Genomic DNA, 23,144 nt, shown 5'->3' with positions numbered 1-23,144 from the left:
AGATCCTCAGTTCCGCAGTGGTCCTCGGTCGTCCGGTGCCTCAGTACGCGAAGGCGAGCGGCTTGTCGGCGTCCTCGTCCGAGGACGGTCCGCGCAGCGAGGGGTCCTTGGTGGGCGGCTGCTCGGTCACCACCGGGCCGGCCTTGGCGTACTTGACCAGCAGCCGGACCTCGACGACCGCGAGGATCGCGTACAGCGTGGTGAAGGTGGCCAGCGCGCCGATCTGGGTGCCGAGGCCGACGTTGGGGGAGACCGCGCTGGAGGTGGTCATCAGGCCGAAGACGGCCCAGGGCTGACGGCCCATCTCGGTGAAGACCCAGCCGAAGCTGTTGGCGATCAGCGGGAAGCCCATGGTCAGGATGCCGATCCGCCAGCTCCACTTGGTCAGCTGCGGGCTGAGCTCGCGCTTGGGGGTGAGCATCAGCCGGGGCACCTCGGTCTCGCCGGTGCGGAACTCGGGGCGCAGGAACAGCTTCTTCCGGGTGGTCCAGAGGCCGATCAGGCCGGCCAGGAAGGAGGTCATCCCGAAGCCGATCATGAGGCGGAAGCCCCAGTAGGTGACGAAGATGCTCGGGATGTAGTCCTTGGGGTTGCCGCCGTGCTGGGCGGCCTCGGCGGCGGCGGTGTCGTTGATGCCGGGGACGGAGGAGCTGAAGTCGCTGTGGGCGAGGAAGGACAGCACCCCGGGGACTTCGAGCGCCACCGAGTTGTGGCCCTTGCTGACGTCGCCGACCGCGAAGATCGAGAACGGCGCGGGCGACTGGGTGTCCCACAGCGCCTCGGCGGCAGCCATCTTCATCGGCTGCTGCTCGAACATGACCTTGCCCAGCTCGTCGCCACTGAGCGCGGTGCCGGCGCCGAAGACGACCGCGAGCACCAGGCCGAGCCGCAGCGAGGTGCGCATCGTGGCGGTCTTCTTGGCGTCGGCGGTCTCCGGCCTGCGCTTGGCCTTCCAGAGGTGGAAGGAGGAGATGCCGACCATGAAGGCGGCGCCGGTGAGGAAGGCGGCGGTCAGGGTGTGGGCGACGACCGTGAGGGTGGTGTTCTGGAACAGCACCTTGGTGATGTCGGTCAGCTGGGCCTTGCCGGTGGCCGGGTCGATCGCGTAGCCGACCGGGTGCTGCATCCAGGAGTTGGCGGCCAGGATGAAGTAGGAGGAGAGCACGGTGCCCAGCGCGACCATCCACATGCAGGCGCAGTGGATCTTCCTCGGCAGCTTGTCCCAGCCGAAGATCCACAGGCCGATGAAGGTGGACTCGAAGAAGAAGGCGATCAGCGCCTCCATCGCGAGCGGGGCGCCGAAGACGTCTCCGACGAAGCGGGAGTAGTCGGACCAGTTCATCCCGAACTGGAATTCCTGGACGATTCCGGTGACCACGCCCATCGCGATGTTGATGAGGAAGAGCTTTCCCCAGAACTTCGTCGCGTGGAAGTACTTCTCCTTCTTCGTCCGCACCCAGGCGGTCTCCAGGCCGGCCACGACCGCGGCCAGGCTGATCGTGAGCGGAACGAAGAGGAAGTGGTAGACGGTGGTGATGCCGAATTGCCATCGCGCGATGGTCTCGTGAGCGATTGCCAGTTCCACGTCGCCCTCTCTCCCAACCTGCCCGTGTGATGACGGGCGCATTCCGGACAGACTTCTTCTCCAGCCGTGGACCGTTGCCGGACCACGCAGGCTTGTCCGCTTGTGAACGTGAACACGTTCACAAGCATCAGTATCCACCATCCTTACGGGGGAACTGCAGGTGGGGTGGGGTTGACAGTCCTGTGCGATGCGTCACGGTTTGCGGTGCGGTCCGCACAGTCTGCGGATCCGCCGGGCCACGGGCAACGAACGACCGGGCGGATGACACCGGGTTCTTGGCCGAACCGGCGCTTGACAGGCCGACGCCCCGCTCGCCACAGCGAACGGGGCGTGCTACGGACGGGTCGTTCGAGGCCGTCCCACCTGCGGCTGCGGTCAGGCGCCGCCGTCCTGCGTGCGGCAGCGGTCGGGCGCGGCCGTCCTGCGTGCGACTGCGGTCAGGCGCGGCCGAGGAGCTGGGCGCCCGAGGTGGAGTCGGCGCGGGCCGTGAAGAACTCGGTGAAGCCGTGCAGGAACTCCTCCCGGGTGATCCGCCCGTCCCCGTCCGTGTCCAGCTGGCGGAAACCGTGCGACAGCTCGGCCGGATGCACCCGCTCGCCGCCGAACACCACGCGGTACTCGTCGAACTCCAGGAACCCGCTGCCGTCCGTGTCGGCCGCGGTGAACACCGCCCGCAGCGCCGGCAGCAGCCCCTCCTCCAGGTACGCCCCGTCCCGGTCGCAACCGGCCACCGTGGCGGCCACGAACTCCTCCCGGCTGACCTTCCCGTCGCCGTTGGCGTCCATCACCGCGCGCAGCTGCTCCCACCAGCCCTCGAAGGCCTCGTACACCCGGGCCTCGGCCGCCTCGTCCAACTCCAGTTGCCAGCACACGTTGTGTGCCATCGCCCGCAGGTCGTGCGCGGTGATGAAGCCGTCGCCGGTCTGGTCCAGCACCTCCCGGAAGAACCGGTCCACCCGGGGCCCGCGGGCGTCGCGCCGCGGACGGTAACGGCGCTTGCCCGGGTCGGCCCGCTCCGGCTCCGGGGAGCGGTAGCGCAGGCGGTCCGGCAGGCGCGGCACCAGCGCCCCGACACCGCGGTGCAGCACGACGGACAGCACCGCGCCGCGCCGGGTCGCGGCCAGCCCGAACCGTTCCCGCACCACCGGCGGCAGGTCCGCCACCGTCAGCTCGGTGATCGCCCGGGCCACGAGACGGCGAACCACCCGCCAGCCGGCATCCCCGAGGAACCACAGCCGGCGCGGCCGGGGCGCCTCCCGCAGCAGGCCACCCATCAAGTAGCGGGCCGCCTCGGTGAACTCCAGCTTCTCCCGGGCGTACCGGGCGAAGTAGGCGGGCAAGTCCTCGGCCGTGGCGGGCAGTTCGCCCTCCGGCAGGCCGAAGGCGGCGACCGCCTCCCGGAACTCGCCGTACACCTGCTCCAGTTGGGCCGCGTCGTACGGATCGCCACCGAGGCGCCGCATCGCCACCACGCACTCGAAGAGCGTCAGAAGCACCCACGCCCTGGTCGCCGCGTCCCGCGCGTCGTACGACCGCCCGTCCGGCGTCGTCCCCCGGATCCGCTTGTGCGCCCGGTCCAGCCGCGCGATCTCCCGCCGCAGCGCCTCCGCGTCCTGGTAGAACAGCCGCCGCCCGCTCTCCAGCGTGTGCTCCACCCGCCGCCACGGATGCGCCCGGTACGTCGAGTGCTCCGCCATCCCGGCCCCCACCACCGGATCCGCCGCCTGCAACGCCAACAACCGCCACGCCACCAGCCCGATCCGCCACTCGGACAGGTCCCGCCTGAACGACACCCCCCGATCAGCCACGACGCTCACCGGTGGTCCCGGGGCCGATCACGAACCCCTTGGCAGGGCCCTCCGGAATCACGGCCTCCTTGCCGTAGGGGATACGAGTCGCGGAGGTGTACTCACGGCATTCCGAGTCGGGGCCATGGCGGCTGCCGCTGGTGGGTGACACCGTGAGGTTCTCCTCGATGATCTCCACGCGATAGCCCTCGGGAACGTCCGAGGACTTCCACATGTCCCACAGCACCTGGTCCAGGTTCACGACGGTCCCCTCAGCAACGAGCGCGCTCATTGAGACACCTCTTTTCCCGTCCAGCCTGATCAGCCCGTGCGAGTCCGCACAAGCAACGGCTGCACGGTCGCATACGACCGGGGGGGCTGACCGGGTGAATGGGGCGGGTTCACTCGATCGAGGAGTTTCGGGGCCGGAAACGCCGAACCGCAGGGCGGGCCCGGGGCCTGTCCCTGCGGTTCGGGTGGGGTGCTGTGGTGGTTCGCGGCCTCCTCCCGAACGGGCGCGAACCGGGTGGGTCAGGAGGTCGAGCGGGCGGCCGGCTTGCGGCGGGAGACGTACAGGGCGGCGGCGCCGAGGCTGATGGCGAGGCCCGAGCCCAGGGCGAGGTACGGGGTGGCCGGGTTGGAGCCGGTCGCGGCGAGCTCGGTGGTCGAGCCGGTGGTGGTGACCGCCTGCGACGTGGTCACGGCCTGCGAGGTGGTCGCGGCGAGCTCGGTGGTCGATGTGGTCGACCCGGTCGAGACGGTGGTGGCGGTCGAGGCCTTGGTGGTGTCCGCGGCCGGGGTGACGGTGGTCGGCTGCTCGACCGGCTTCTCGACGGGCTGCTCGACGGGCTGCTCCACCGGCTTCTCCACCGGCTTCTCGACGGGCTGCTCCACCGGCTTCTCCACCGGCTTCTCGGCAGCCGCCTTCGCGTCCGCGAGCGCCTTGTCGGCGGCGGCCTTGGCGGTGGCCGCGGCCTCGGTGGCGTCCTGGGCGGCGATGACCTTGCGGAGCTCGGCGATGCGGTCGTCGTCCAGTGCCCTCTTGGCCGCCTCCACGGCGGCCTTGGCCTCGGTCTCCGCGGTGTGGGAGGCGTTGGCGGCGTCGAACGCCTTCAGCATCGTCTCCCTGGCCTTGGCCAGGTCCTCTTCCTTGGCCCGGCCGTACGCGTCGGCGGCTTCCCTGGCAGCCTTGTCGAGGGCCTCCCTGGTCGCGGTGGCCTTCGCGGCGGCGGCCTTGGCCTTCTCGTAGTCGGCGCGGAGGGCCTCCGGGAAGGTGTAGGCGTCGAACTTGGCCTTGAGGTCGGCCTCGTGGGCCTTCGCCGCCTCGTAGGCCTTGGCGGCGTCGGCGGCGGCCTTCTCCAGTTCGGCGATGGAGCCGCTGCCGTTCTGGGACTGCGCCGTCGGAGCCGACTCCGCGAAGGCGGGTGCCGCGGAGAGCATGGCTGCGGGCGAGATCACGGCGGCGATGACGGCGGCCGAGACCAGCGAACGGCGGAGTTTCACAATGACCTCTTTCGGGTCGGAAAGAAAGCAAAAGCCTTGGTCCGGACAGGTTGTGACGGCCAGGCAGGGCTGATCATAGGCACACGCTTTCTTTACGCTCCATGCCGGTTTCCGGCAATGAACGCGCCGCCGAATTGCCTGGTCCACCGGAGAATTGACGTGTCGACAAAGAACCCGAAATCCGGGCTCAGAAGGCCCGGTCGCCGTTGTCGGGCAGTTCGACCCGGAATGTCGCGCCCGCGCCCGGCGCGGTCTCCAGGCTGAGGGTTCCGCCGTGGGCGTGGGTGAGGGCGGTGGCGATGGCGAGGCCGAGTCCGGCGCCACCGCCGTTGTCGCGGCTGCGGGAGGCGTCGACGCGGAAGAAGCGGTCGAAGACCCGCTGGGCCTGCTCCGCGGTCAGGCCGGGGCCCGCGTCGGCGACCTCGAGCAGGCAGGTCCCGTCGGGCCTGGCGCCCACGCCGATCCGTACCGGGGTGCCGGCCGGGGTGTGCTTGACCGCGTTGCCGACGAGGTTGGTCACCACCTGTCGCAGCCGTGCCTCGTCGCCGAGGACGGGCGCGGCGCCGGGCGCGCCCGTGCCGGCGGGACCGGTGAGTGCGACGGGGCGGCTGGGGTCGAGCGCGGTGAGGTCGTGCAGGGCGTCGGCGGCGAGGGTGCGCAGGTCCATCGGGGCGAGGTCGAGGGGGCGTTCCTCGTCCAGCCGGGCCAGCACCAGCAGGTCCTCGACCAGGGCGCCCATCCGGTCGGCTTCGCTCTCGATGCGGGTCATGGTGCGTTTGACGTCGGCCTCGGTGGGCAGGGCGCCCATCCGGTACAGCTCGGCGAAGCCGCGGATTCCGGCGAGCGGGGTGCGCAGTTCGTGCGAGGCGTCGGCGACGAAGCGCCGCATGCGGGCCTCGGACTCGGCGCGGGCGGCGAAGGCCGCCTCGATCTGGGTGAGCATCCCGTTGAGGGCGATCGACAGTCGTCCGACTTCGGTGCCCGGGGAGAGTTCGGGCATCCGGTGGGACAGTTCGCCGGCCGCGATCAGTTCGGCGCCGGCTTCGATCCGCTGCAGCGGCCGCAGTCCGGCCCGTACCGCGAAGAAGCCGAGGGCGGCGATCAGGAGCAGGACGGCGCCGCCGATGGCCAGGAAGGAGGTGCGCAGTTTGCCGAGGGTGGCGTCGGTGTCCTCGCGGGAGACGGCCACCATGACGTGGGTCGGGGTGACGGCCGGCGAGGCGAAGGTGCTGGGGCCGGCGGCCTGCCCGCGGGGGGTCTGGAGCGGCAGCACGAGGACCCGCCATCGGTGGTGGCCGCGCTGGTCGGGCAGGTCGAAGGGGGTGTCGGGGGCGGTCCGGGCCGGGTCCAGGCCGACGAGTTGGGGCGCCGGGTCGGTGTCGGAGACGGGCTGGCGCATGACCGCCTGGACCTTGCCGTCCGAGGACAGGAACTGGACCAGGTACTGGCTGGGCAGGCTGGTGCGTCGGCCGGTGGGGGCGGGCCGGCCGGGCGTCGGCGCGGTCACCTGGGCCGGGGGCTTGCGGGACAGCGGCAGCCCGTACCGCTGGAGCTGTTCGTCGAGTTGCTCCACCAACTGGGCCCGGACGGTGCCGAGCACGAAGGTGTCGCTGACCGCGAGGCCGGTGGTGACCAGGACGAGGGCGAGGACCAGGAGCCGGGCGCGCAGCGACAGCCGGGAGGAGAAGCGGGCGAACACGTTCGTCGGTACCGGGTCAGCCCTGCGGGGGGCGGCGCAGGGCGTAGCCGATGCCGCGCACGGTGTGGATCAGCTTGGGGCCGTGCGCGGGGCCGGAGTCGAGTTTGCGGCGCAGGTAGGAGATGTACGACTCGACGATGGAGAGGTCGCCGCCGAAGTCGTAGGCCCAGACGTGGTCGAGGATCTGCGCCTTGGAGACCACCCGGCCGACGTTGGCCATCAGGTAGTGGAGCAGTTTGAACTCGGTCGGGGAGAGCGCGACCGGGGTGCCGGCGCGGGTGACCTCGTGGGCGACCGGGTCGAGGCTGAGGTCGGCGACGACCAGCCGGCCGTCCTCGGCGGGTCCGCCGGCCCGGCGCAGGATGGCGCGGATCCGGGCGATCAGCTCCTCCAGGCTGAAGGGCTTGGTGACGTAGTCGTCCGCGCCCGCGGCGAGGCCCTGGACCTTGTCGCCGACGCCGTCCTTGGCGGTGAGGAAGAGCACCGGCAGGTGGTCGCCGGGGTGCCCGTGGGCCGGTCCGGCTATCTGGCCGCGGCTGGTGCGCTCGCGCAGCTTCTCGACGACGGTGAAGCCGTCGAGGTCGGGGAGCATCACGTCGAGCACGACGAGGTCGGGGCGCTCGGCGGCGATGAGGTCGAGCGCTTCGGTGCCGCTGGCGGCCGAGGCGACCCGGAAGCCGGAGAAGCGCAGCGAGGCGGCGAGCAGTTCGCGGATGTTGGGCTCGTCGTCCACGACGAGCAGGAACGCCTCGCCCTGGCTCCCGGCCGCCGAAGGGGCGCCTGGTGTGGTGACAGTGCCTTGCACGGGGCTTTCGCCTCCCGGTCGGACGATGACGTTCAGCATGAGGCTAGCCCCCGGAGGCTACGCGGCATGGATGAATGTTGGATTAACACCTTATCGGTCGGTTTTACGACGACAAGCCCATAGACGGGCGCTCGGTGGTGTGCGCACGGGCGTGAACACGCCCAGTGCGCCCCCGGCAAACAGTGCCCGCTCCCGCGCCACCACCGGTATGACCCACCTCACTTCCGCGCGGACGGGACTCCGTCCACCCGGTGCGGATCCGTCCACGGCCGGAGCTTCTCCGGGTTGCGCACCACCCAGATGTGGGTGATCCGGGCCTCGACGATCCGGAACGCGATCACGGTGTCGGTGACGCCGCCCCGCTGGGCGACCAGTCCGGGCCGGCCGTTGACGGTGCACTCCAGCAGCGTCGTCTCCGGCGCGACGCGCGAGGAGTCCAGGTAGGCGCGGGCGATCCGCTCGCTCCCGGTCAGCGGCTTCAGCAGGGCGCCCGCCAGGCCGCCGCCGTCGGCGACCACGATGGCATCGGGATCGAACACGCCCATCAGCGACTTGAGGTCCCGCGCCTCCCAGGCCCGCTTGAACTCCCGGACCACACCCGCCTGCGCGCTCGTCGGCGCCACCGGGGCCTGCGCGGCACGGACCCGGCGGCGGGCGGAGGAGGCCAACTGCCGGCAGGCCGCCGGCGACCGGCCGACGATCGCGGCCACCTCGGCGAACGGGTACCGGAAGACGTCGTGCAGGATGAACGCGACCCGCTCGGCCGGCGTCATGGCCTCCAGGACGACCAGGAAGGCCATGCTGACCGACTCGTCCAGGGTGATCCGGTCCGCCGGGTCCGCCGCCGTCGCCGTCGCGGAGGACGACCACTCCCGGTGCTCGGGCAGCGGCTCGGGAATCCACTCGCCCACGTAGCGCTCCCGCCGCATCCGGGCCGAGCCGAGGACGTTGAGGCAGATGCGGCTGGCGACCGTCGTCAGCCAGCCGCCGGGCGAGCCGATCGTCTCCCGTTCCCGCCGGGGCATCGCGTACCAGCGGGCGTAGGTCTCCTGCACCACGTCCTCGGCGTCCGCCAGCGAACCGAGCAGCCGGTACGCCAGATTGATCAACTGGCGCCGCTCGCCCATGATCGCGCCCGGCCCCGGATCGGGCCGCTCCACCGCTTCGTCGTCTCGCATCCGTCCCCGCCCCTTCGGATCGTCGGTCCCGCTCACTCTTACGACAGCACAGGACAGCGGATCGTGACGGCCGATGGATGTGACGTTCGACCCGCCGTCTCGCGTTCCGACCCGGCGCCTCACATTCCGACCCGCCGCTTTGTCGTACCGGTCAGAGGGAAACCAGGAACACACCAGAGACCGAGGAACCTGATGAACGACTTCCAGACGATCGCCGACCGGGTCGAGATCCAGGCCCTGCAGAGCGAGTTCACCGACGCCGTGACGATGCGCGACGGCGACCGCCTCGCCGGGCTGTTCACTCCGGACGGCGCGCTGCGGATGCCCAACGTCCCCATCGAGCTGGTCGGCCCGGAGCAGATCCGGGCGGGTCGCCAGAAGCTGCAGGAGCAGTGGGACTTCTTCATCCAGAACACCCACCCCGGAGCGATCCGGATCGACGGCGACACCGCCACCGGCCGCGCCCACATGTACGAGCTGGCGCGCCTGAAGAACGGTTTCCAGGGCTTCAACCACGCCATGTACCACGACAGCTACCGGCGCACGGCGGACGGCTGGCGGTTCACCGAGCGGGTCTACGAGCTGCTGTACCTCGACACCACCCCGCTGACGGGCTCCGCGCCCCGGTCGGCCCGGGCCTCGTTCACCGACCCGGCGCCCGCCGAGTGCCTGGAGCGGGTGGCCGCGGCCCTGACGGCGAACGGCTTCACCGTCGAGATCCTCGACGGCACCGCCGCCGCGCGCGCCCGGGTCGAGGAGCTGATCCCGGCGGACGCCACCGTCTTCACCTCGGCCAGCGAGACCCTGCGGCTGTCCGGCATCGAGGAGGCCGTCAACGGCGGGGACCGCTACCGGGCGGTCAAGCCGCGTGTGTCGACCATGGACCGGGTCACCGAGGCCGACGACCTCCGGCGGATGATCGCCGTTCCGGACGTCGTGGTGGGCAGCGTCACCGCCGTCACCGAGACCGGCTCGCTTGTGGTCGCCTCCGCCAGCGGCAGCCAGCTGCCGTCCTTCGTCGGGGGCGCCGGCCGGGCGATCTGGGTGGTCGGCGCGCAGAAGGTGGTCCCCGATCTGCCCACCGCCCTGCGGCGGGTGGAGGAGCACGCGCTCCCCTTGGAGACGGTCCGCTCCGAGGCCGCCTACGGGCAGCCCAGCGCCGTCAACCAGTTGCTGGTCCTGACCGCCCCGGCCCGGATGACCCCGGGAACCGTCCTGCTGCTGCGCGAGGCCGTCGGCTACTGAGGAACGCCTCGGCGCAGGAAGTCGACCGGGCCGACTTCCTGCGCCGTGGGGCGCCTCGGGTGCTCCACGTTCCCAGCTACGGTTCGAGGCGGTGCGGCCCCCGGAACAGGAAGGTCGCCTCGCGGATCGAGGGCAGCCCGAGCGCGAGCATCAGCAGCCGGCCGAGCCCGAGGCCCAGGCCGCCGTGCGGCGGGGTGCCGTAGCGGAAGCAGTCCAGGTAGCCGGAGAGGGGCCCGGTGTCCATGCCCTTCTCGCGGGCCTGGGCGACCAGCCGGTCGTACCGGTGCTCGCGCTGGGCGCCGGTGGTGATCTCCACGCCCTTCCACAGCAGGTCGAAGGACTCGGTGACGGTCGGGTCGTCCTCCGGCCGCAGGTGGTAGAACGGCCTTACGGAGGCGGGGAATCGGGTGACGAAGACGAACTCGTGCCCGGTCTCCTGCTCGATCAGCGCGCACAGCGCACGCTCGCCCTCGGGGTCGAGGTCGTCCTTCACGCCCTCCGGGTCCCAGCCGGTGGCGCGCAGCCGGGCCAGGGCGTCGGCCATCGTGATGCGGGGGAACGGCAGCTCCGGGACGACGACCGGCGTCCCGAAGTGCTCGGCGATCGCCTCGCCGTGGCGCTCGGCCACCGCGGCGAGGACGCGGTGCAGCATCCGTTCCTCGAAGGCCATCACGTCCTCGACGCCGTCGATCCAGGCGATCTCGACGTCGACGCCGGTGAACTCGGTGGCGTGCCGGGAGGTGAAGGACGGCTCGGCCCGGAACACCGGCCCGATCTCGAAGACCCGGTCGATGCCGCCGGCGATCGCCATCTGCTTGTAGAACTGCGGCGATTGGGCGAGGTAGGCGGTGCGGCCGAAGTAGCCGACCTCGAACACCTCCGCGCCGGACTCCGACGCGGTCCCCATGAGCTTGGGCGTGTGCAGCTCGGTGAACCCCTCCTCGACGGTCAGCTCGCGCATCGCCCGCTCGACGGTGGTCTGGACGTCGAAGACGAGGTGCTGGGCGGGGCGCCGGATGTCGAGGAAGCGCCAGTCCAGGCGCTGGTCGATGCCGGTCTTCTCGTCGATCGGCAGCTTCGGCTCGGCGAGCGAGACGATCTCCACCTGCGACGGGACGATCTCCAGACCACCCAGCTTGACCTGCGGGTTCGCGACCACCTTGCCGGTGACCTTCACGGCGGACTCGACCGTCACCCGTTCGAAGGAGGCCTCGATGACGTCGTCCTCACCACCGCGCGGATGGGTGACCTGGACGAGGCCGGTGTGGTCCCGGACCAGGACGAACTGGAGGCGCCGCTGCAGCCGGAGCGTGTTCACCCAGCCGTAGACGGTGACCGTCTCGCCGATCCGTGCGTGGAGGTCTGCGACAAGGGTGCGCGTCATGGCGGCAACTCCCTGGGTTGCGGGCGCGTTGGTCGCGCCGACGACGGGCGGTAAACGGCCGCCCGGGGGACGCGCTCACCGTAGAGGATCACGCTCCACCGCGTCGCGCACATTTCTCCCTGTCGGCTCCTTGCGGGGAGCAAGGAGCCGACCGAGCGGATCGCCGGGGGGGCTACCGAGGCTGCTGCTGTTCCCAGACCGACTTGAGGAGTTCGTACTCGACCTCGCCGTGTTCCGATCCCGGGATGGACTCCGGCCAGTCGCCGTGGAAGCTCCGGAGGAAGGACAGGCCGCACTTCTCCATCACGCGCCGGGAGGGGGTGTTCACGGCCATGGTGTTCGCGGTGATCCGCCGGACCGCCAGGTCGGTGAATCCCTTGTCGATCAGGGCGCGCGATCCCTCGGTGGCGTAGCCCTTGCCCCAGGCCGCCCGGTTCAGGCGGTAGCCGAGTTCGACCACGGCGGGGTCGTGGTCGTCGAGGGGGCGGAGTTCGAACCAGCCCAGGAAGGTTCCGGTGGCCTTCTCCTCGGTGGCCCAGAAGCCCCGGGTCCCCGAACAGGGGTGGTCGTGGAGGAGCCGGGGAAGGGTCCGCGTCCGGATCGCCTCGGGGTCGGCCGGCTTGCCGCCGTTGATGAAGCGCATGACCTCGGGGTCGTTGTCCAGCGCGAAGAGGTGGTCGGCGTCGGCCTCGGTGAACGGGCGCAGCACGAGCCGTTCGGTCTGCAAGAAAGGATCCGGGAAGGGATGCATCCTGCGATCCTCACCAGGCGCCGCCGGGCCCGCCATCGAATATCCGGGGCGGGCCGCCGCCGGGTCTCAGCCCATGCCGAACCAGTCGTGGACCGGCCGCACCTCGACCGCTACGACGTGGAAGTCGAGGACGCGTGCGGCGATCTCCCGGGCCCGTTCCGGGGTCGCGCAGTCGATCACGTAGTAGGCGGTCAGGTGTTCGGCCGCCTCCTTGAGCGGCCCGTCCGCCGGGGTGGTTCCGTCGCTGTGCCACCGGAGGGTGGTCGTGTCCTTCGGGTAGGCCAGCCCGGCTCCGTTGAGCATCTCGCCGGTGCCTTCGAGGTCCTGGTGGAGCGCTTCGTGCCGGCGGAACACGTCGGCGCGCTGCTCGTCGGACATCGCCGCGGTCGCTGCGGGATCGGCGTACATCAGCACCATGTACTTCATGCCGCGATCCTGCCCCGGAACCCGGTGGCCGTCGGTGATTGCCGCGCAGGAAGTCGGACGGGCCGACTTCCCGCGCGGACAATTCGCCGGGTCCGCGCTCGATATCGAGGCCAAGTCGGCTCTGGCGCACAGGAGTTGCTCGTCGCTGTGGAGAACGTTCGCCATGCCCGATCTGCCCTTTCCCGGCTGGTCACAGGCATCGGGGCAGACCGGTCGCCTACGCGGTGAACGCACCAAGGACCGTCCGGTCGTCTTATTTCCCCCCGCGACCGGCGCCCCCGATGCTCCCGAAAGGTGTGAACACACGGTCAAGGCTTGTGAATCGATGACGTGGGAAATTCGTCGGGACCCCGCTGAGGGTTCACCCCTCCTCGGGGAAGGCGGCGCTCAGCGGGGAGGTGCGGGCGAGGACGGCGGCAGAAACCAGGGCGAGGGCGGAGAGGCCCTGGAGGACGGCGTACCAGACGGGGCAGAGGCCCGGGATCAGATCCACACCGACGATGGCGATCGGCATGATCGTGACGAGGGTGCGGACGCGGTCGAAGGCCTTGGCCGAGCCGGCGGCGGCCCGGCTCACCAGCCGGTGGATCAGCGGGGCGGCCCCGAGGAGGACGGCGCCACGGATCCACATGAACGGGGTCGCCTCGTGGCCGGTGAACGCCATCACGGCGACCGTGCCGAGAACGATCGCGCTGACGGCGCCGAAGAGCGTGACGCACGTCTTCACCGTGGTGAAGCCGTCCCGGGTGGTCGTGGTCGCCATGGTCCTTCTCCTCCGTGTCGTGGTGGAAACGACGCTACGGAGCGCGAGCCCCGCCACCTACGGGTCCAGCCGTACAGGTGGGTGGGTCTGGGCCCACCCTCGCCGCCGGAACGGCGTGTTGCTGTCGGCCATCAGGGTTAACGGCCGTCCCGCCTTGCCCACCCGCTGGCGTGCCTGGTGAGGCGGCAGGCTCCTTCAGGCTGAAGTGGTGGCACCCATTCCCACCCTGGCCGGAGAGACAATCCCATGAGAACTTCCCGCACGGTGACCGCCCTGGCCGCCGCCGCCCTGATCACCGTGCTGTGCAGCGGCTGCTCCAGCAGCAAGAGCACGACGTCTGCCGCCGGCTCCTCACCTGCGACGACGACCATGGCGGGCTCCTCCGGAAGCCCGACCGCTGCGGCGACGTCGACGGAGAGCGCGAGCCCCTCCGCCGGAGCAACCGGCGGCGGCACCGTGGTCGCGGCGGCCACCATCGGCAAGTACCAGAACATCCTGGTCGACTCCCAGGGCAAGACGCTCTACCTGTTCGAGGCGGACACCTCGCCCACCCCGACCTGCTACGACGCATGCGCCGCCGCCTGGCCGCCCGTCCTGACCACCGGCGCCCCCACCGCCGCGAACGGCGCCGACCAGGCCAAGATCACCACCGCCACCCGCAAGGACGGCAAGACCCAGATCGTCTACAACGGCCACCCGCTCTACTACTTCGAGGGCGACAAGGCGCAGGGCGACACCAACGGCGAGGAGTCCAGCGCCTTCGGTGCCAAGTGGTACGTGGTCAACGCCGCAGGGGACAAGGTCGAGGGCAGCTGATCCGATGCACGCCGTCGAACGGCCGCCCCGCCCCCGGCGGGCCACCGGCCTCCTGTGGGCACTCCTGCCGGTGGCGGTGACGGCCGGCCTCTTCTGGTACGGCCGGGCACACACCCCCGACTACGCGAGCAGTCTCTTCGGCCGCCGCTTCGACGACGCCAACCAGCTCAAGGCCCAGCTCGGCACCGCCCTGCTGGGCCTCGCGCTGGTCCAGCTCCTGCTGGCGCTGTGGATGTACGGCCGGCTGCCCGGTCTACGCGCCGCGCCCCGGTCGGTCCGGACCGGGCACCGGCTGGTCGGCCTGGGCGCGCTCCTGCTCTCCCTCCCGATCGCCTACCACTGCCTCACCGCCTACGGCGTGCAGCTGACGGACAGCCGGATCGCGCTGCACTCGCTCGCCGGGTGCTTCCTCTACGGCGCGTTCGTCGCGAAGGTCATCGTGGTCCGGCACCGCCGGCTGCCCGGCTGGGCCCTGCCCGCCGCCGGGGGAGCACTGATCGTCCTGATCGCCCTGCTCTGGTACAGCGCCGCGCTCTGGCGCCTCAACGACTACCACGTGCCCGGCCTGTGAGCTTCTGACCGGGCAACGCCGACGGCCCCTTGCGTGTCTGCAAGGGGCCGTCTGCCTGTCTGCAAGCGATTGCTCAGTGTGCGGCGACTGCCCGGCCGGACCACAGCACCGAACCGAGCAGGAGCGCGCCGGGAACGATTCCGGCGACCACCGCGATCACGGCGGTGGAGGCACCGAGGGCGGCCAGCACCAGGCCGCCCACACCGCAGGCCGCCATCGACCCGGCGAGGACGTGCAGGTCGGGCCGCTTCCACACGACTGCGAGACCGAAGAAGTGGACGCCGACCACGAAGGTGATCCAGGCGACGGTCCCGGTGTGCAGCACCTTGTTGACCACCATCAGGCCGACCGCGACCGCGACCACTTCGGCTGCCACCACGTACCAGTAGCCCCGCCCGAAGCCCATGCTGCTCGGCGCGGCCGTGCCGTTGGTCGCGGGAGCGGCGGCCCCTCGACCGGCGAACAGGACCCGGAGGAACGCGAGGAGGGCGAGCACCCGCAGGGGAGCACCGAGGGCGGTCGGCAAGGCCCCGGCATTCGCCTGGACGAAGACGAGCCCGAAGCTGGCACCGATGAGTCTGCCGACCTGGTCTTTTTTCATGATCGTCAGATGTACAGCATGACGACCGCCCAGCAAAGCGGGTGCGCTAGGAGGTGGTGGTGAGGCAATCGAAGGAGAACTCACTGTCTAGGTGCCGGCGGCCTCTTGCTGGAAGCAAGAGGCCGCCGGCACGATTTGCTAGACAGAGGTGACGAGGTGGTCGAACTCGCCGGCCTTCACACCCTGGAGGAAGGCCGCGAACTTGAGGGAGGAAGTGCGGACGATGACGTCGCCCTCGTCCGACTCCCGGAGTTCGATCGCCCCCTCAACGACGCGCACCTCGACGCACTCGGAGTTCGCGCCTGAGTAACTTGACTTCTGCCAGGAGGAGTTACGCATACTTGCTTTCCATATCCTTCATAATGGATCGAATGAACTCTCGGGATTCGTCCTCTGAGAGGGCCGCCGCGTCGATCCGGGCGATTAGGGTGCGGAACCGCGCCATGTGGGCCGGTGCATCGAAGAGCACGTTGCCGAGTCCTGAATCCAACTGCGCCGTGTCCAGTTCAGGGATCGGACCTTCGGCGTACGTGAAGTTCTCGTGCGTGAGTGGAAGCGTGTCGACATCGAACAGCACGGCTCGGATCGAGATGGTCGGCCGCTCTGAATCCTCGATGAGGCTGCCGAGTTGTTCAGCTTGAACCTTGGGACCGCTGAACTGCATGCGCAGCGCCGCCTCATGGATGTACGCAACGTACGGCGTTTCACCAGATCGTACGACGCGCTGCCGCTGCATGCGGAAAGCCGTCCTCAAGTCGACCTCATGGTGCGGGAGAGGCGGAAGGTTTCGCGCGAAGATGGCGGAGGCGTAGGCGCCGGTCTGGAGCAATCCAGGAATGAAGGCCATCGTGTACGTCGAGAGTCCACTCGCACGCCCCTCGATCTCAGCCACCTCAAGGAAGTCCGATGAGAGGCTTCCTCGATACTCCTCCCACCAGCCGCCTCGATCGCGATCCGTGATGATGTCCGCCAGCGCATCGATCAGGGGCTCGTTGACGCACATGCACAGCGCGGCGATCGTGCGGAGGCGTTCGACGCTGATGCCGGTCTTCCCGCTCTCCATCTGGGTCACGTGGGCGGGGTTGATGCCCAGCGCACGGGCGAGCTGGCTGCCGCCGAGGCCGGCCTGCTCCCGCATCCTGCGCAGTTCGGCACCCAACCGCAGCTGGCGGAGAGTTGGGTTCGATCGAAGAGCCATGGGGACCAGTCTGCCTCAGTGCTGCCACCACGTTCGGGGGAACTTCTCGCTGTCTGCCACAAATCTGTGGCGGGCCGCGCTATGGTCACTCTCAGATGAATCCTACGGATCGTCAGCAATGCCTTCGTTCCGGGCAGTAGGCGCCTGCTGCCCGTACGCCGAAGAGCAACCGGCAACCGGCCTGGCTCACGGCTTTCCCTCTCCCCACACCACAGCCTCGCGGAGGTTCCCGTGTGCACCCGTAACACCCCCTCGCTCACCCTCAGCCGGCAGGCTCTCCGGGACGCCCTGACCCGGTCCGACTGGGACCCGGAGACCATCTTCAACGCCGAACTCGCCCTCGCCGAACTCATCGTCAACGCCTGGCGGCACGGCGCGACCCCCGCGCCCGTCGTCTGGTTCTCCCTCCTGAACTGCACCCTCCGGGTCTGCGTCTCGGACGAGAGCGACGCGCTCCCCCAAGAGCAGTCCCTCGACCGTCTCGCCGAGACCGGGCGCGGCCTCCAGCTGGTCTCCGGCCTCACCCACCGGTGGGGTGTCGATCCGCAGAAGCGTGGCAAAACGGTCTGGTACGAGCTGGACTCCGCCGCATGACCCGCCCGCCCGTCGCCCCGGACGACCCCCGGATGCTCGACTACACCACGCCGCAGATCACGGCGCTCCTCGGCGAGTTGCACCGGCGGGGGCTTCCGTACGGGCTCCTCTGGGGTTCCGCCTCGGCCGGGGAGGCCACCCTCGACGGGCGTCTCCTGGTCGACTTCGGCAACGCGCCGGTGAGTACTCTCCTGAACCTCCTCCACCTCCTCCGCGATCTGGACCGGAACGAGGCGTGGGAGCGGTGAGGTTCTTCGTCGGCGCCGTGCTCGTCGCCCTTCTGGCCCTCGCGCTCGCCACCATGGCCCCCGGTGTCGTCGCGACCCCGAGGATGCCGCGTCCCGACGACCGCGAACCGCGCTGAGCACACGCGAAGGCCCTCGCCCAGGGAAGGGGCGAGGGCCTCGCGGTCGTCCGACTCGTGCCGGGTCAGCCGCCGGACGGGTTCCGGTTACCGCCGCCGGCTCCGCCGCCGAAGCCGCCTGCTGCGGCTCCTTCGACGAGCTGGTTCGCGGTGTAGCCACCGTTGGCGTCGGGGGTGCCGACGACGGTCACGCTCTGGCCGGGCTGCAGGTCGGTGACCTTGCCCTCCTTGTTGAGCTGGACCTTCGTCGCGTCGCCGGTGGTGACCTTGACCGTGTTGCCATTGGAGTCTGTCAGGTACACGACGTTGCCGTCCACGGCCTTTACGGTGCCACGGGCGAAACCGGGCTGTCCGCCCTGCCCGCCGCCCTGCCCCTGACCGGCGCCCTGGCCGGCTCCCTGGCCCCCACGGCGGGAGCCGTTCTGGCCGCCCCCGCCCTGTCCGCCGCCGTTCTGCCCGTAGCCACCGGCGGCACCGGCGCCACGCTGCTGACCGGCGGAGGCACCCGCAGCGGCCGCAGGCCGGGCGGACTTGCCGTTGGAGGAGCCGTTGTTCTGCTGGTACCAGACCCCGCCCGCGAAGGCACCGGTGGCGATCACGCCACCCGCCAGCACCAGGCTGATCCAGGGCAGCTTCCGACGCGGCGGCGCGGCCAGCTCGGCCGAAACGTCGCGGGCGTCCGGCGGGGTGGAGAGCAGGGCGACCTGCTCGGCCGGGGTACTGCTGACCGTGGCGATCTCTTTGCTCATGGGTGGAGTCCTACTCGTGGCGGAGGGCGTCGATCGGCCGCAGCGAGGCGGCCCGGTTGGCGGGGTAGCTGCCGAAGAACAGCCCGATGGCGACGGCGATGCCGAACGCGCCGAGCACCGATTCGGGGATCACCACCGGCTTGATGCCGACGATGCTGAAGTGCGAGCCGGCCATCCCGGCCGCGACGCCCAACCCCGCGCCGATCACCGACAGCAGCGTCGACTCGGTCAGGAACTGCCCGAGGATCACCGCACGCGGCGCGCCGAGCGCCTTGCGGATGCCGATCTCCCGGGTTCGCTCGGTGACCGTCACCAGCATGATGTTGGTGATCCCGATCCCGCCGACCAGCAGCGAGATCGCCGCCACCGCGCCGAGCAGGACCGTGAAGGTCTTCGTCGTGCTCTCCCTCGCCGTGAGCAGCGAGGCCTGGTTGGTGATCCGGAAGTCGGCCTTGGTCGGGTCGGCGATCGCGTGGGTGCCGAGCAGCACCCGGGTGATCTCGGCCTGGGCCGCCGTGGTGGTGTCCGCCGAGGCGGCCTGCACCAGGATCTGGTTGACGGGGCCGAATCCCGTGAAGGCGTTCTGCACCGTCGGCAGCGGGGCGATCACGACGTCGTCCGGGTCGGTGAAGCCGGTGCCGCCCTTGGCCTGCAGCACACCGACCACCGTGAACGGCGTGCCGCCGAGGACGATCTGCTTGCCGACCGGGTCCACCGTGTCGAACAGCTGCTTCGCCGTCGTGGCGCCGAGCACCACGACCTTGCGCGAGCCGAGCACGTCGTCGTTGGTGAAGTACTCGCCGTGCGCGACCTTCTGGTTGGAGGTCTCGAAGTACGCCGGGTAGGTGCCGACGACCGAGCCCGGGCTGTACGAGATGTTCCCGTACAGCGCCGTGCCGCTGGTCGTGACGATCGGGGCCACCGACTTGATCACGGCGGAGGCGCCGGCGTCGCTCGCGAGCGCCTTGGCGTCCGCCACCGTCAGCTTCTTCACCGAGGAGGCCGCCCGCGCGCCACCGGCCGCCGAACCGGCGCTGACGGTGAGCGAGTTGGTGCCGAGCGAGGTGATCGAGTCCTTGACCGCGACCGACGAGCCGTTGCCGACCGCCAGCAGCAGGATCACCGAGGCGACCCCGATCAGCACGCCGAGCATGGTCAGCGCCGAGCGCACCTTGTTGGCGGCGAGGCCGCCGACCGCGAAGCGGAGCGTCTGCCAGAGGATCATGCCAGTACCTCGAGGTCTCGCAGGGCCGGCGGCGGTCCGTCGACCGGGGCCTGCCGGACGTCGCTCACGATCTGGCCGTCGACCAGCCGCAGCACCCGCTTGGCGTGCCGGGCGACCTCGTCCTCGTGGGTGATCAGCACGACCGTGCGGCCGGTGGCGTTGAGCCCGTCGATCAGGGCCAACACCTCCTCCGTCGACCGGCTGTCCAGGTTCCCGGTCGGCTCGTCGGCGAGCAGCATCGCCGGCGCGGTGACCAGCGCCCGCGCCACCGCGACGCGCTGCTGCTGGCCGCCGGAGAGCTGGTTGGGCTTGTGCCCGGACCGCTCGCCGAGGCCGACCAGGGAGAGCGCGGCCAGCGCCCGGCGCCGCCGCTCCGCCGCCCCGACACCCGCGTAGGCGAGCGGCAGCTCGACCTGGGCGAGGGCGGTGGTGCGCGGGATCAGGTTGAAGGACTGGAAGACGAAGCCGATCTTGCGGTTGCGCACCAGCGAGAGCTGCCCCTCGTCCAGGTGGCCGACGTCGACGCCGTCCAGCAGGTAGCGGCCGGCGGTCGGGACGTCGAGGCAGCCGAGGATGTTCATCAGGGTCGACTTGCCGGAGCCCGAGCTGCCCATCACGGCGACGAAGTCGCCCTGCTCGATGTCCAGGCTGACGCCCTGCGGTTCGCCGGTCTCCGGGTCGTCCGGGCCGCGCAGCGCGTGCACGGTGGCGTCGCCGTGCCCGTACGCCTTGGTGAGCCGGCGGATCCGGATCACCGGCACGGGCGTCGCGGGGACGCGCTTGTCGATGACGTGACGCACGATCAGCCCCTGCCGCCGCGGCCGCCGCCACCGCCGCCACCGGCACCGCCGGCACCGCCGCCCGGGAAGACCGCACCGCCCGCGCCGCCGCTGCCGCCCCGGCCCCCGCCCGCACCCGGGAAGGAGCCGTTCGGGAAGCCGTTGCTGCCGCTGGTGGTGGGGAGTTCGACCTTGTCGCCCTCCTTCAGCCCGGAGACGACCTGCACCGTGCTGTCGCCCTCGACGCCGACCCCGACGGTGACCCGCTCGGTGGCACCGTCCTCGTGCACCACGGACGCGGTCCGGGAGGTGCCGGTGCCCGACAGGGCGGAGGTGGGCAGCGAGAGCGCGTTGTCGGCCTCGCCGGTGATCACCTGGACGGTGGCGCTGAGGCCGGTGCGCAGCGTGCTGGTGTCGCCGGACAGCTGCAGCGTGGCCGCGTACTGGACGGCGGAGGAGCCGGCCGCACCACCGGAGCCGCTGCTGCTCGGCAGCGAACTGACCGACAGGACGGTCGCGTTGAGCTTGGTGTCGGACTGCGCGTTCAGCGTGACGGTGGCCGCCTCGCCCTTCTTCAGCTTGAGCGAGTCGAGCTCGGAGAAGTTCGCGGTGACCTGCATGCCGGACGGGTTGGTGAGCACGATGAAGCCGCTCGGGGTGCCCGAACTCGCGCTCGTGCCGGAGGTCTTGCCGGCCGAGGAGGAGGTCGAGGAGCCCGCGGCGCTCGCCCCCACGGTGTCGCCGACCTTGCCCGTGATCGAGGCGACCGTCCCGTCCACCGAGGCGGTCAGGGTGGTCCCGGCCAGCGCCGCCTGGGCGTTGGAGAGGGTGGTCTGCGCGGTGGAGACCTGCTGCTGGGCCTGGGCCACGGCCGCGTCGTCGACCTTGGTGGTGGTGATGGTGGTGGTCTGCGGGGCGGGCGTACTGCTCTCGCCCGCCCCGCGTCCACCACTGCCGCTACCGGTACCTCCGCCGGACCCCCCGACGGTCGCACCGGGCAGCGGCTCGGTGGTCGTGGTGGTGACCCCGGCCTGCGCCTTGGTGAGGTTGGCGTTGGCCGTGGTGAGGGCCACCCGGGCCGCGTCCACCTGCTGCTGGGCCGCCGTGGTGTCGACGGTGGCGAGCACCTGGCCCTTCTTCACGGCGTCCCCGACCGCGACCTTGACCGCGGTGAGTCGGCCGCCCGTGGTGAAATCCTGGGCCGCGTCGGTGGGAGACACCAGCGTGCCGGTTCCGGACACGGTGGCCAGGACCGTGCCCTTGGCGACCGTCGCGGTCCGGGCCGCCGGCTTGGCCGCGGCCGGGCCGGAGCTGCCACTGACCGTGGTGTACACCAGGGCCACGCCGCCCAGCAGGGCCACACCGAGCGCGGAGTTGAGGAGGACGGCACCGCGCCGCCGTGGTAGCACCTTCATGCCGGACAGCTTCGCGGGGAGCTCTTGCGGAGCCCTGAGCGCCCGCTGGGAGAAGCCTGACCGGTCGGATCCGGGCATTGCGGACAGAACAGCCGACCTGCGCGTCCTGCTTGGCCGGTCCGTGGCCAAGCGTTGGCCGAACTCCCAGCGCACTCCCAGCGATCCACAGCCATCCGGGAGCGAGCCGGGAACAGGCCGGGAACGGGCCGGGAACAGGCCGGGAACAGGGCGGGAACTGACGGAGGCCGGCCCGGAACGCCGCAGGGGCGCGCCGACGACCGGCGCGCCCCTGCGGCTGCGGTGAAAGGCAGAGCGTCGGAACGTCAGAGCGACTTGCGGAACGCCTCCGCCACCGCCAAGAAGATCGAGTTGCCCTCGGCCTCCCCGATCGACACCCGCACGCCCTCCGGGAACGGCCGGACGATCACGCCCGCCTCGGTGCAGGCCGCGGCGAACTCCGCCGAGCGCTCGCCGAGCCACAGCCAGACGAAGTTGGCCTGCGAGTCCGGGATCTCCCAGCCCTGGGCGCGCAGCCCGGCCACCACCCGGTTGCGCTCCTCGACCAGCGCGTCGACCCGCTCCAGCAGCGCCTCCTCGGCGCGCAGGGAGGCGACGGCGGCGTTCTGGGCGAGCTGGTTCACACCGAACGGGACGGCGGTCTTGCGCAGCGCGGCCGCGACCGGCTCGTGCGCGATCGCGAAGCCGACCCGCATGCCGGCCAGGCCGTACGCCTTGGAGAAGGTGCGCAGCACGCAGACGTTGGGGCGGTCGCGGTAGAGGTCGATGCCGTTGGGCACCTCGGCGTCGCGGATGAACTCGATGTAGGCCTCGTCGACGACCACCAGGACGTCGGCGGGGACGGCGTCCAGGAAGCGCTCCAGCTCGGCGCGGTGGATCACGTTGCCGGTGGGGTTGTTGGGGTTGCAGACGAAGATCAGCCGGGTGTTCGGGGTGATCGCGGCGAGCATCGCGTCCAGATCGTGGTCGCCGGTCGCGGTGATCGGCACCGGGACGGGCGTGGCGCCGGCGATCTGGGTGATGATCGGGTAGGCCTCGAAGGAGCGCCAGGCGAAGATCACCTCGTCGCCCGGGCCGGCCGTGGCGAGGATCAGCGACTGGGCGACGCCGACCGAGCCGGTGCCGGTGGCGATGTGCTCGGCGGGCACGCCGAAGCGCTCGGCGAGCACCTCGGTCAGCTCGCTGACCCCCATGTCGGGGTAGCGGTTGAGCGAGCCGGCCGCCTGGACCGCCGCCTCCAGCACGCCGGGCAGCGGGTCGTAGGGGTTCTCGTTCGAGGACAGCTTGTAGGCGTCGGCGCCGGCCGGCTTGCCGGGCTTGTAGGTGGGGATGCCGTCCAGGGTCGGCCGCAGCCGCGGGCCCTGCGCTGACGTACCACTGCTCACGGTCGTACTCCGTTTCCAGAAGTTGCAACACTGTCCGGTGCGCTCGCCCGCCACGGACGGGTTCGCCGCCGTGCCCGGGATCTCCTGACGCGCCCGGACCACCCCGGTCGGGTGCCTTGCACGATACCGACCGCCTCTCACCCGTAGGAGTGAGATGCCCGGTCGGGTTACAGGCGCAGATCAGCCATTCTGCCCGGTTCCTTTGGCACATGTCAGAGGTAAGAAGCCAGGTTTCGGGCGGGTATCGAAGGGGCGCACCCCGGCTCACTCTTGGAGAAACGTATCTCCGAAGGCTCCCGATGC

At 70.8% G+C, this 23,144-nt stretch carries 24 protein-coding genes; 5 read left to right on the top strand and 19 right to left on the bottom strand.

Annotated elements, in window-relative coordinates; translation table 11 throughout:
* Window positions 1–40 precede the first annotated feature (40 nt).
* From ACZ51D_RS08530 to sigJ, 7 genes are all read right to left on the bottom strand, one after another.
* Window positions 41–1,585: a cytochrome ubiquinol oxidase subunit I gene (locus ACZ51D_RS08530; protein WP_465615567.1), complete on the bottom strand. Its 1,545-nt coding sequence runs from the start codon at window positions 1,583–1,585 to the stop codon at window positions 41–43.
* 437 nt (window positions 1,586–2,022) lie between these two features.
* Window positions 2,023–3,378, bottom strand: coding sequence for an oxygenase MpaB family protein (locus tag ACZ51D_RS08525; protein ID WP_465661648.1), 1,356 nt, complete (start codon window positions 3,376–3,378; stop codon window positions 2,023–2,025).
* Window positions 3,379–3,385: 7 nt separating this feature from the next.
* Window positions 3,386–3,664 carry a hypothetical protein gene (locus tag ACZ51D_RS08520; protein WP_465661646.1) on the bottom strand — a complete coding sequence of 93 codons (279 nt, stop codon included), beginning with the start codon at window positions 3,662–3,664 and terminating at the stop codon, window positions 3,386–3,388.
* Between the two features lie 239 nt (window positions 3,665–3,903).
* Window positions 3,904–4,875 carry an LAETG motif-containing sortase-dependent surface protein gene (locus ACZ51D_RS08515; RefSeq protein ID WP_465661644.1) on the bottom strand — a complete coding sequence of 324 codons (972 nt, stop codon included), beginning with the start codon at window positions 4,873–4,875 and terminating at the stop codon, window positions 3,904–3,906.
* A gap of 187 nt (window positions 4,876–5,062) precedes the next feature.
* The gene (locus ACZ51D_RS08510; protein ID WP_360498031.1) at window positions 5,063–6,574 is read right to left on the bottom strand and encodes a sensor histidine kinase; all 1,512 of its coding nucleotides are present in this window, start codon (window positions 6,572–6,574) and stop codon (window positions 5,063–5,065) included.
* A 16-nt stretch (window positions 6,575–6,590) separates the two neighbouring features.
* The gene (locus tag ACZ51D_RS08505) at window positions 6,591–7,379 is read right to left on the bottom strand and encodes a response regulator transcription factor (protein ID WP_465615557.1); all 789 of its coding nucleotides are present in this window, start codon (window positions 7,377–7,379) and stop codon (window positions 6,591–6,593) included.
* A 218-nt stretch (window positions 7,380–7,597) separates the two neighbouring features.
* Complete coding sequence (sigJ, locus tag ACZ51D_RS08500) at window positions 7,598–8,557, bottom strand: RNA polymerase sigma factor SigJ (protein ID WP_465661643.1); 960 nt, start codon at window positions 8,555–8,557, stop codon at window positions 7,598–7,600.
* A 192-nt stretch (window positions 8,558–8,749) separates the two neighbouring features.
* Between sigJ and ACZ51D_RS08495 the strand changes: the two genes are divergently transcribed.
* A complete protein-coding gene (locus tag ACZ51D_RS08495) occupies window positions 8,750–9,802 on the top strand; it encodes a nuclear transport factor 2 family protein (protein WP_465615553.1) in 1,053 nt (350 codons plus the stop codon).
* A gap of 76 nt (window positions 9,803–9,878) precedes the next feature.
* On the opposite strand, the gene aspS is transcribed toward ACZ51D_RS08495, so the two are convergent.
* From aspS to ACZ51D_RS08475, 4 genes are all read right to left on the bottom strand, one after another.
* On the bottom strand, window positions 9,879–11,186 hold the full coding sequence (gene aspS, locus ACZ51D_RS08490; RefSeq protein ID WP_465615551.1) for an aspartate--tRNA(Asn) ligase: 1,308 nt from the start codon (window positions 11,184–11,186) through the stop codon (window positions 9,879–9,881).
* A 172-nt stretch (window positions 11,187–11,358) separates the two neighbouring features.
* Window positions 11,359–11,937, bottom strand: coding sequence for a GNAT family N-acetyltransferase (locus tag ACZ51D_RS08485; protein WP_465661641.1), 579 nt, complete (start codon window positions 11,935–11,937; stop codon window positions 11,359–11,361).
* A 66-nt stretch (window positions 11,938–12,003) separates the two neighbouring features.
* A complete protein-coding gene (locus ACZ51D_RS08480; RefSeq protein WP_465661639.1) occupies window positions 12,004–12,363 on the bottom strand; it encodes a YciI family protein in 360 nt (119 codons plus the stop codon).
* A 361-nt stretch (window positions 12,364–12,724) separates the two neighbouring features.
* Window positions 12,725–13,126 (bottom strand): hypothetical protein, encoded by a 402-nt coding sequence (locus ACZ51D_RS08475; protein ID WP_465661637.1) that lies wholly within the window; start codon window positions 13,124–13,126, stop codon window positions 12,725–12,727.
* 246 nt (window positions 13,127–13,372) lie between these two features.
* Between ACZ51D_RS08475 and ACZ51D_RS08470 the strand changes: the two genes are divergently transcribed.
* Both ACZ51D_RS08470 and ACZ51D_RS08465 read left to right on the top strand, forming a co-directional pair.
* On the top strand, window positions 13,373–13,942 hold the full coding sequence (locus tag ACZ51D_RS08470) for a COG4315 family predicted lipoprotein (protein WP_465615543.1): 570 nt from the start codon (window positions 13,373–13,375) through the stop codon (window positions 13,940–13,942).
* A 4-nt stretch (window positions 13,943–13,946) separates the two neighbouring features.
* Entirely contained in the window at window positions 13,947–14,513 is a 567-nt protein-coding gene (locus ACZ51D_RS08465) for a DUF6529 family protein (RefSeq protein WP_465661635.1), read from the top strand.
* Window positions 14,514–14,586: 73 nt separating this feature from the next.
* On the opposite strand, the gene ACZ51D_RS08460 is transcribed toward ACZ51D_RS08465, so the two are convergent.
* The 3 genes from ACZ51D_RS08460 to ACZ51D_RS08450 all read right to left on the bottom strand — a co-directional run bounded on the left by ACZ51D_RS08460 (window position 14,587) and on the right by ACZ51D_RS08450 (window position 16,312).
* Window positions 14,587–15,114: a hypothetical protein gene (locus tag ACZ51D_RS08460; protein ID WP_465615539.1), complete on the bottom strand. Its 528-nt coding sequence runs from the start codon at window positions 15,112–15,114 to the stop codon at window positions 14,587–14,589.
* A 138-nt stretch (window positions 15,115–15,252) separates the two neighbouring features.
* Window positions 15,253–15,453: a DUF397 domain-containing protein gene (locus tag ACZ51D_RS08455; RefSeq protein WP_465615537.1), complete on the bottom strand. Its 201-nt coding sequence runs from the start codon at window positions 15,451–15,453 to the stop codon at window positions 15,253–15,255.
* Window positions 15,446–16,312: a helix-turn-helix domain-containing protein gene (locus tag ACZ51D_RS08450; RefSeq protein WP_465615535.1), complete on the bottom strand. Its 867-nt coding sequence runs from the start codon at window positions 16,310–16,312 to the stop codon at window positions 15,446–15,448. Before ACZ51D_RS08450 ends, ACZ51D_RS08455 begins: the two co-directional genes overlap by 8 nt.
* Window positions 16,313–16,543: 231 nt before the next feature.
* Here ACZ51D_RS08450 and ACZ51D_RS08445 point away from each other — a divergent pair, with 231 nt between their 5' ends.
* Both ACZ51D_RS08445 and ACZ51D_RS08440 read left to right on the top strand, forming a co-directional pair.
* Window positions 16,544–16,906, top strand: coding sequence for an ATP-binding protein (locus ACZ51D_RS08445; RefSeq protein ID WP_465615533.1), 363 nt, complete (start codon window positions 16,544–16,546; stop codon window positions 16,904–16,906).
* Window positions 16,903–17,154, top strand: a complete 252-nt coding sequence (locus ACZ51D_RS08440) for a hypothetical protein (RefSeq protein WP_465615531.1) — start codon at window positions 16,903–16,905, stop codon at window positions 17,152–17,154. Before ACZ51D_RS08445 ends, ACZ51D_RS08440 begins: the two co-directional genes overlap by 4 nt.
* 181 nt (window positions 17,155–17,335) lie before the next feature.
* On the opposite strand, the gene ACZ51D_RS08435 is transcribed toward ACZ51D_RS08440, so the two are convergent.
* From ACZ51D_RS08435 to hisC, 5 genes are all read right to left on the bottom strand, one after another.
* A complete protein-coding gene (locus tag ACZ51D_RS08435; RefSeq protein ID WP_465661633.1) occupies window positions 17,336–18,019 on the bottom strand; it encodes a hypothetical protein in 684 nt (227 codons plus the stop codon).
* A 10-nt stretch (window positions 18,020–18,029) separates the two neighbouring features.
* Window positions 18,030–19,244 (bottom strand): ABC transporter permease, encoded by a 1,215-nt coding sequence (locus tag ACZ51D_RS08430; protein ID WP_465615527.1) that lies wholly within the window; start codon window positions 19,242–19,244, stop codon window positions 18,030–18,032.
* Window positions 19,241–20,044 (bottom strand): ABC transporter ATP-binding protein, encoded by an 804-nt coding sequence (locus tag ACZ51D_RS08425; RefSeq protein WP_360498067.1) that lies wholly within the window; start codon window positions 20,042–20,044, stop codon window positions 19,241–19,243. Before ACZ51D_RS08425 ends, ACZ51D_RS08430 begins: the two co-directional genes overlap by 4 nt.
* A gap of 2 nt (window positions 20,045–20,046) precedes the next feature.
* Window positions 20,047–21,438 (bottom strand): efflux RND transporter periplasmic adaptor subunit, encoded by a 1,392-nt coding sequence (locus ACZ51D_RS08420; RefSeq protein WP_465661631.1) that lies wholly within the window; start codon window positions 21,436–21,438, stop codon window positions 20,047–20,049.
* Window positions 21,439–21,761: 323 nt separating this feature from the next.
* Window positions 21,762–22,841 (bottom strand): histidinol-phosphate transaminase, encoded by a 1,080-nt coding sequence (hisC, locus tag ACZ51D_RS08415; RefSeq protein ID WP_360498070.1) that lies wholly within the window; start codon window positions 22,839–22,841, stop codon window positions 21,762–21,764.
* Window positions 22,842–23,144 lie beyond the last annotated feature (303 nt).

The organism is Kitasatospora sp. NPDC033851, assembly GCF_055576085.1.
Note: the sequence above shows the minus strand (reverse complement) of the source record. Positions and strands in the feature narration are given on the sequence as shown.

What these genes read in the sequence shown, in the direction of transcription:
- ACZ51D_RS08420 (WP_465661631.1), bottom strand. Translation starts at nt 21,438, where the DNA reads ATGAAGGTGCTACCACGGCGGCGCGGTGCCGTCCTCCTCAACTCCGCG.
- ACZ51D_RS08465 (WP_465661635.1), top strand. Translation starts at nt 13,947, where the DNA reads ATGCACGCCGTCGAACGGCCGCCCCGCCCCCGGCGGGCCACCGGCCTC.
- ACZ51D_RS08450 (WP_465615535.1), bottom strand. Translation starts at nt 16,312, where the DNA reads ATGGCTCTTCGATCGAACCCAACTCTCCGCCAGCTGCGGTTGGGTGCC.
- ACZ51D_RS08460 (WP_465615539.1), bottom strand. Translation starts at nt 15,114, where the DNA reads ATGAAAAAAGACCAGGTCGGCAGACTCATCGGTGCCAGCTTCGGGCTC.
- ACZ51D_RS08480 (WP_465661639.1), bottom strand. Translation starts at nt 12,363, where the DNA reads ATGAAGTACATGGTGCTGATGTACGCCGATCCCGCAGCGACCGCGGCG.
- ACZ51D_RS08435 (WP_465661633.1), bottom strand. Translation starts at nt 18,019, where the DNA reads ATGAGCAAAGAGATCGCCACGGTCAGCAGTACCCCGGCCGAGCAGGTC.
- ACZ51D_RS08485 (WP_465661641.1), bottom strand. Translation starts at nt 11,937, where the DNA reads ATGCATCCCTTCCCGGATCCTTTCTTGCAGACCGAACGGCTCGTGCTG.
- ACZ51D_RS08495 (WP_465615553.1), top strand. Translation starts at nt 8,750, where the DNA reads ATGAACGACTTCCAGACGATCGCCGACCGGGTCGAGATCCAGGCCCTG.
- ACZ51D_RS08440 (WP_465615531.1), top strand. Translation starts at nt 16,903, where the DNA reads ATGACCCGCCCGCCCGTCGCCCCGGACGACCCCCGGATGCTCGACTAC.
- sigJ (WP_465661643.1), bottom strand. Translation starts at nt 8,557, where the DNA reads ATGCGAGACGACGAAGCGGTGGAGCGGCCCGATCCGGGGCCGGGCGCG.
- aspS (WP_465615551.1), bottom strand. Translation starts at nt 11,186, where the DNA reads ATGACGCGCACCCTTGTCGCAGACCTCCACGCACGGATCGGCGAGACG.
- ACZ51D_RS08520 (WP_465661646.1), bottom strand. Translation starts at nt 3,664, where the DNA reads ATGAGCGCGCTCGTTGCTGAGGGGACCGTCGTGAACCTGGACCAGGTG.
- ACZ51D_RS08455 (WP_465615537.1), bottom strand. Translation starts at nt 15,453, where the DNA reads ATGCGTAACTCCTCCTGGCAGAAGTCAAGTTACTCAGGCGCGAACTCC.
- ACZ51D_RS08430 (WP_465615527.1), bottom strand. Translation starts at nt 19,244, where the DNA reads ATGATCCTCTGGCAGACGCTCCGCTTCGCGGTCGGCGGCCTCGCCGCC.
- ACZ51D_RS08475 (WP_465661637.1), bottom strand. Translation starts at nt 13,126, where the DNA reads ATGGCGACCACGACCACCCGGGACGGCTTCACCACGGTGAAGACGTGC.
- ACZ51D_RS08470 (WP_465615543.1), top strand. Translation starts at nt 13,373, where the DNA reads ATGAGAACTTCCCGCACGGTGACCGCCCTGGCCGCCGCCGCCCTGATC.